This window comes from Anabaena sp. UHCC 0253, assembly GCF_009712085.1.
In the GTDB taxonomy this organism is placed as follows: domain Bacteria; phylum Cyanobacteriota; class Cyanobacteriia; order Cyanobacteriales; family Nostocaceae; genus Dolichospermum.
This window is the reverse complement of the sequence record NZ_VILD01000005.1, coordinates 243,333-249,793: the sequence shown is the minus strand read 5'-3', so window position 1 is coordinate 249,793 and position 6,461 is coordinate 243,333. Positions and strand designations below refer to the sequence as shown.

The window sequence follows — 6,461 nt, the reverse complement described above, 5'->3', positions numbered from 1 at the left end:
AAGCAGTTGGACAATTAAGCCAATCAGATTTAAGGAAGTTTATTGCTCAAGCTATTGCAATACAAGCACAACGAACAACTTCCAGTTTGATGCAACGGGAGTCAGAATTACTATTAAAAATTAATCAGGGTATTCCGTTAGATATTCAGAATTATTACAACAATTTAATAAATAAAAGAGATGCAGAAACTCTCACAAATGATGAATATATGGAGTTGTTACGCTTAACTGAACAAATTGAAAAACAGCAAGCACAACGGATTGAATGTTTAGCAGAGTTAGCGAGTTTAAGAGGAATTTCTTTAAATAAATTGATGGAAAATTTGGGCATTCAGACGCAAAATTATGTCTGAAAAAAGAGTAACATCACAACAGAAAAAAGCTGTTTCTGAACGCGCAAATGGATGTTGTGAATATTGTCGAAGTCAAGCACGTTTTGCTATGCAACCTTTTTCAATTGAACATATTCTTCCTAGAAGCCAAGGTGGAATGACAAGTTTGGATAATTTGGCTTTGTCTTGTCAGGGTTGCAATAATCATAAGTATAATAAAACTGAAGGAATTGATCAGATCAGTGGTAATGTTGTCTCTATATATCATCCACGTCAACAGCAATGGAATAAGCATTTTGCGTGGAATGATGATTTTACTCTAGTCATAGGCTTGACTCCAACAGGACGTGCTACTGTGGAAACACTACAATTAAACCGTGAGGGTGTAGTTAATTTGCGCCGTGTGTTGTATGCAATAGGTGAACATCCTCCCGCTGAAGTGAAATAATTTGATCAAGTCAACTTAGAACTTACTTAAAATTAATATTTACAAATTGCCCAATCCCCACCACAAGAAATACTTATGGTAAGCTAGGTTAAGGCATTAAATTTTTGAGATTTTTATGAAAACACTGCAACCTGTCGCTATTGACTTGTTTGCTGGGGCTGGAGGCTTTGGTTTAGGTTTTAAAATAGCAGGTTTTTCTGTTCCTCTATCTATTGAAATTGATGCTTGGGCGTGTGATACCCTGCGCTACAATCACCCGGAAATGACAGTAATTCAAAATGATATTCGTGACTTTAATAATATAAATAGCGTTAAAGAAATCTGTCTTTTCCATCCCGATATTATTATTGGTGGTCCACCATGTCAAGGTTTTAGTATTGCAGGTCCAGCCCAAAAAGACCCTAATGATCCTAGAAATACTTTGTTCACTAACTTTGCTCAATGGATAAGTTTTCTTGAACCTAAAGCATTTGTAATGGAGAACGTTAAAGGGTTACTATCACGTAAAAATGTTGATGGTATCAAGGTAATAGATATTATTAAGAAAACCTTTGAAGACATCGGCTATTTTGTAGAAATATGGTTACTCAATTCTGCTGAATATGGTGTACCACAAATTAGAGAGCGTGTCTTTATTGTGGGAAATAGACTAGGAAAGAAAATGGGCATTCCTCCCAAAACACATTCCTTAGATTTATTAAATATTAATAGCTGGCAATTATCACTTGAGGGAATACATCTAAATTCTGCTATCAGTTTATGGGATGCCATATCAGATTTACCACCACTTAATGCGCGTGAAGGGAAAGAAGAACAACCTTACATATTAGAATCTCAAAATCCTTATCAAAAGTGGATAAAAAATAGTAGTAACATTCTCTATAATCATGTAGCAATGGAACATTCTGACAGGCTTGTAGAACGTTTTCAACAAATTAAATGGGGTGAATCTAGTTCAGATGTCGCAAAAGAATATGGTGCTAAACGCCGAAATGGAAATGGTGAATTATCTGGTAAAACGTATGATCAAAATAACCGCCGTTTAAATCCCTATAAACCAGCCCACACCATAGCTGCTTCTTTTTATGCAAATTTTATTCATCCTTTCCAGCATCGTAATTTAACAGCCCGTGAAGGTGCGCGTGTTCAATCTTTTCCAGACAATTATCGTTTTTTAGGCAAAAAAACTGTTGTATCTCATAAGTTATTACAACGGGAAAATAGATTTAATGAAAAGTTTCTTTGCCAGTATAATCAGGTAGGTAATGCTGTACCTCCTCTTCTTGCTAAAGCAATTGCAGTTCATCTTCAAGAAAAATTAGAGCTATGTCCACAACTGATAGAAACCCATTAGTTCACGGTTCAAATCTGGAACAAAAGGAAAAACACCGTAAAAAGTACAGAGATGCTGACAGCAGAAAATATCTCGAAGAGATTAGAATTGAGTATGATAAATGGCATTTGGCTAATACTCAATTAATTGGTCCGACATCAATACCTGCTGATAATGATGATGAAATTATTTCTAAACGAGTAGAGCTTTTTACGGCATATAAAGATTTTTTAGACCAACAACATTATGCAGAGAAGTTTGATTCTCGTTCTAATCTTCATTCTAGTGTATTAGAAGAATTTCTTTATTATTTGTTCAGAGATTTAGCAAAAGATTTTGGATCAAATGCACTTATTGGAAAATCTCATACTTTTAAAGATATTTTCTTTGTACCTCCAAAATATTCTGAGATGTTGAAACGTCCCTATGCGCGTATTGAAAAAAAAGACCATGATTTTGTGATTGGTGCAACTGTTGAAGCATCATTTGAAGCAGTTACACCACCGGAGGACGAAGAAAATCCTGGTGAAATGCTGACACTTCTTAAAGAAGAACCAGAGGACTACTCAGAAGTTACAATTATAGGTAATACAGAAACTCATATTTTTGATATTCCCGTTATTGTCATTGAATGTAAAACTTATCTGGATAAAACTATGCTTGAGGGTTCATCACGAGCCGCAGAGGATTTAAAAGCAAGAAATCCAAATAGTTTATATATTGTACTCATGGAGTGGATTAAGTTAACAAGTGATGTCAACCTTCGGAAGTACAAAGTTGACCAGATTTATGTACTACGTCAGCAGAAAAATACCGACAGAGAATTTAGATATGAAGAAAAATATATTAAAAATTCAATTAACCCAACTGTAGTTCAACATTTATTCCATAAAGTCAGGAAGCATTTAACAATGGATTGGACTGGAGGAATTGAATATGGGATACAGCGTGGATGGTTAATTGAAGAATAGTTATATGTAAGTATATTTCCATCAACGGAAATAACCCTCTTCTGTCAAAGTAGGGTAAAACCTTTCTAATTATCCACCCTCAACTCCTATTTAATCCTCCTACAAACAACAACTAATAGCTAATTCCGCATTCTTCACCAACGTCTCCTTATCAAGAGTCGAAACCGGATATTGAGGAGTTACCTGCAATAACTTTTCTACCCTCTCCCGCGCAGCTTCTACAACTGATATATCTAAACTACCATTATTCAAACTAGCAGAAAAATCTTCAGCAATTTTATATGTTCTTTCCAAAGAAGAAGAATTGATATTTCGAGAAACAATAAATAAATCACAACCAGCATGAAAAGCCCGCGCAACCGTTCCCGATCGCATAAACATTTCCGATACAGCTTTCATATCTAAATCATCAGAAACTATCACACCTTCAAAACCTAACTCTTTCCGCAAAATATCATTTAAAATGATTTTAGATAACGTTGCTGGCACTTCTGGGTCAATTTGCCCAAACAAAATATGCGCTGTCATAATTAACGGAATTTTGTCCTGAATTAATGTTTGAAAAGGAATCAATTCCCGATTTCGCAAATCTTCCCGACTCAAATTTAATATTGGTAACTCCAAATGGGAATCTGTGCTAGTGTCTCCATGGCCAGGAAAGTGTTTAGCAGAACCTAAAATACCCTCTTCCCGCAATCCTCGATAATATTCCCGCACACCTTGACTAGCGGTTTCTGGTGTAATTCCAAACGCACGGGGTCCAATAATCGGGTTTTGGGGATTAGAGAAAATATCCGCAACAGGGGACCAAGAAAGATTAATTCCCAGTGATTTTAATTCTAATGCTGTAGCTTTGGCAACTTCATAAGAATGCGATCGCAATAAATAAGCATGAGGAAACCGAGTAATTGGTAAAGGTGTTCGCACAACTCGCCCACCTTCATGATCTAAAGTGGTAAATATGGAGTCGCGTTCAGTATATTGGCGAATGTCGTGTATGAGATTTTGAAACTTTTCTAACCAAACGGGATATGGTACGCCGTCAAGAAAGTTTTTCGCAAAAAAGATCACCCCAATGGGTTTTAATTCATTTAGCGCCCGTTTATCATCATCGTTTAAGGTTGTACCAGAAATACCCAAAATTAAGTGATTACCAAAGCTTTGTAATTGTGGAGATATTGACATAATTTTGTGAGCTAAATATCAGGATAAATTAGAAAAGACTTTATTCTTCAAAGTTAAGTATATCAACTTAATTAAATCTCAAATACTCAATAAAGATTTCCCTGACTTCTTTATGAATTCAGGGAGATGAGAATGATATTTATAGCGGTATGCACTTGAGTGAGATACAGTCAGCCAATCGCAAACTCTGTAGGGGCGCAGGGTCTGCGCCCTCAATTGTATTGCATCCTAGCGATAACCGCTATATTGATCTCTACTAAAAGTAAGAAACTAATAACTCACTTTTGGCATTAGCCATGTCTTCAGTTTGTGGTTGAGATGATTTTAAGGTCATTTGGGGGGCATTTTGTTGCAAAATTACGGCTTGATAAGCTACGACTCCTGTATGTTCACTTTCTAGACAACGAGCCGCTTTTCGTGATAAGTCTAAACTTCTTGGTGAAATATAAGGACCGCGATCATTAACCCGCACAATCACGGATTTATTGTTTTCTAAATTTGTAACTTTCAAGTAGGTATTAAAAGGTAAAGTACGATGGGCAACTGTCAGATCGTCTTGATTATATCTCTCACCATTTGCTGTTAACCGACCATGAAAATAGCCACCATACCACGAAGCTAAACCAGAAAGTTTGGTTGGTGAGGACTGTAATCCATACATTTCCATTTGTCCTTGCACCAGTGTGAGAGGATTGGTGTGAAGGGCTTTGCGGAGATTGTTAGTCCATTCAATAGCTAAAATATCACCGCTACGGCCAAGCTGGTTGGCGAGTTTTTGATCAATTGCAAATAGCAACCGATTACCTACCATGATCGAGGGAGTTTTATCAACTAAACCCGGTTCTAATTGTGTAGGTTGTATAGTTGGGGATGTAACTAATTGCTGTAAGCGTTTTTGTAAAGCTTGAGCCGTGATTTGGTCAGGAAGTTGAGCAACAAAGCTATTGTTAACCCATACTTCATAATTGTATAAACTACGCTTGACAATCAACACGGGTGAATAATCGTAGCTTCCATTTTGATCAATGGGATTGTTGATCACATTAAAGAAACTTTGGAGCGATCGCACAACAGTAGATGGTGAGAAATCTAGTTTAGAAACACTCACATTTTTCAAGTGAGATTGTGTCGGTATATTTTCTGGCACAGCGGCACAAAACTTTGTTTCTTTTGCTGCCAATGTTGTTGAAAGTGGAGCAACGGGCGGATTTTGATGTGATGTTAATCGTCTGTTTATCCAATCAAATCTCAATAGATTTTTTGATATTAGGTTTTTTTGCCAAGCAATTTTATTTTGTTTAGCAATGTTTACAAGTCGATCATGTGATTTGAATAAGTTGGTTGTCAATTGTGTTGGAGAAAATGCGGCTATTAAACCCAGTGGTAAATTCGCCGTCAACACCAAAGTACCACCCGTGAGGGATGTCACCCATAGTATGACTGTTGATATCATAGTTTAGTTATTCTCCAGGTAGATGCACAATCCCTAATAAATTCAGCAGTAGGTTGGTTAGAAAGATTTTTGTTTTATTAAACAACAAACAAACTTTTTTTGGAATTCAAGGATATCTATAAGATTTCAGATTTAATGATGATTAAACCCTTAGGGATCATCATATCCTGGAATGGATACTTAAATTCATAAAAGTTTTAAATCTAGTTTACAACTATTACTAATATTCCCATCGTTTTTTCTTATGATTGCCAAAATTTTTTGCTATTTATTTTACAGAAAAAATAGTCATTTTATGTATAGATACGTAAGTCAAAAACCAAATCTTATATTGCTAACAAGCAATTAAAAGAAAAGATACACAGATAGATGTCGAGTCAAAAAAGTACACAAAATATTTTTATCGGCGGTAACAGATCATGGAAATTGGCAAAAATTTATGTTAATCGCCGTACCGAATTTGGAGCTAAATTACATACCAAGACTGATCAAAAAAGAGAGAAAGAAGAAAGGGAAAAGGCGAAAATAAAAACCTTTAACCTTTACCCTTTAAGCTTTTCCACAGCCAAGGCACAAATTTTCGAGTCTGAACCGAGCAGTATGGCATGACATCCTCAGAGGTGGATTTTCGGAATTTTTTGGGAAGCAATCATACCTGAAGCGCGAAATGTAACGGATTGCAACGTATAATGAGAACGAGAAAACAGTTAAGAAATATTGAAGAATAGTAGGTTTAAAT

The 6,461-nt window shown here is 35.9% G+C and carries 7 protein-coding genes; 5 read left to right on the top strand and 2 right to left on the bottom strand.

Features of this window, described 5'->3' with window-relative positions:
* The 4 genes from FJR38_RS15370 to FJR38_RS15355 all read left to right on the top strand — a co-directional run.
* The coding region (locus FJR38_RS15370; protein WP_168537984.1) for an STAS/SEC14 domain-containing protein at positions 1 to 353 on the top strand (353 nt) is incomplete at its 5' end.
* Entirely contained in the window at positions 346 to 780 is a 435-nt protein-coding gene (locus FJR38_RS15365) for an HNH endonuclease (protein ID WP_168537982.1), read from the top strand. The genes FJR38_RS15370 and FJR38_RS15365, both read left to right, overlap by 8 nt.
* 115 nt (positions 781 to 895) lie before the next feature.
* The gene (locus tag FJR38_RS15360) at positions 896 to 2,134 is read left to right on the top strand and encodes a DNA cytosine methyltransferase (protein WP_168537980.1); all 1,239 of its coding nucleotides are present in this window, start codon (positions 896 to 898) and stop codon (positions 2,132 to 2,134) included.
* On the top strand, positions 2,107 to 3,084 hold the full coding sequence (locus FJR38_RS15355) for a Bpu10I family restriction endonuclease (protein WP_168537978.1): 978 nt from the start codon (positions 2,107 to 2,109) through the stop codon (positions 3,082 to 3,084). The genes FJR38_RS15360 and FJR38_RS15355 overlap by 28 nt, the downstream gene beginning before the upstream one ends.
* 99 nt (positions 3,085 to 3,183) lie before the next feature.
* Here the strand turns inward: FJR38_RS15355 and FJR38_RS15350 are convergent, their stop codons facing one another.
* Positions 3,184 to 4,269 (bottom strand): glycoside hydrolase family 3 protein, encoded by a 1,086-nt coding sequence (locus tag FJR38_RS15350; protein ID WP_168537976.1) that lies wholly within the window; start codon positions 4,267 to 4,269, stop codon positions 3,184 to 3,186.
* Between the two features lie 256 nt (positions 4,270 to 4,525).
* A complete protein-coding gene (locus FJR38_RS15345; RefSeq protein ID WP_168537974.1) occupies positions 4,526 to 5,722 on the bottom strand; it encodes a septal ring lytic transglycosylase RlpA family protein in 1,197 nt (398 codons plus the stop codon).
* Positions 5,723 to 6,091: 369 nt separating this feature from the next.
* On the opposite strand from FJR38_RS15345, the gene FJR38_RS15340 reads away from it, so the two are divergent.
* A complete protein-coding gene (locus FJR38_RS15340; protein ID WP_168537972.1) occupies positions 6,092 to 6,331 on the top strand; it encodes a hypothetical protein in 240 nt (79 codons plus the stop codon).
* The last annotated feature ends 130 nt before the right edge of the window (positions 6,332 to 6,461 follow it).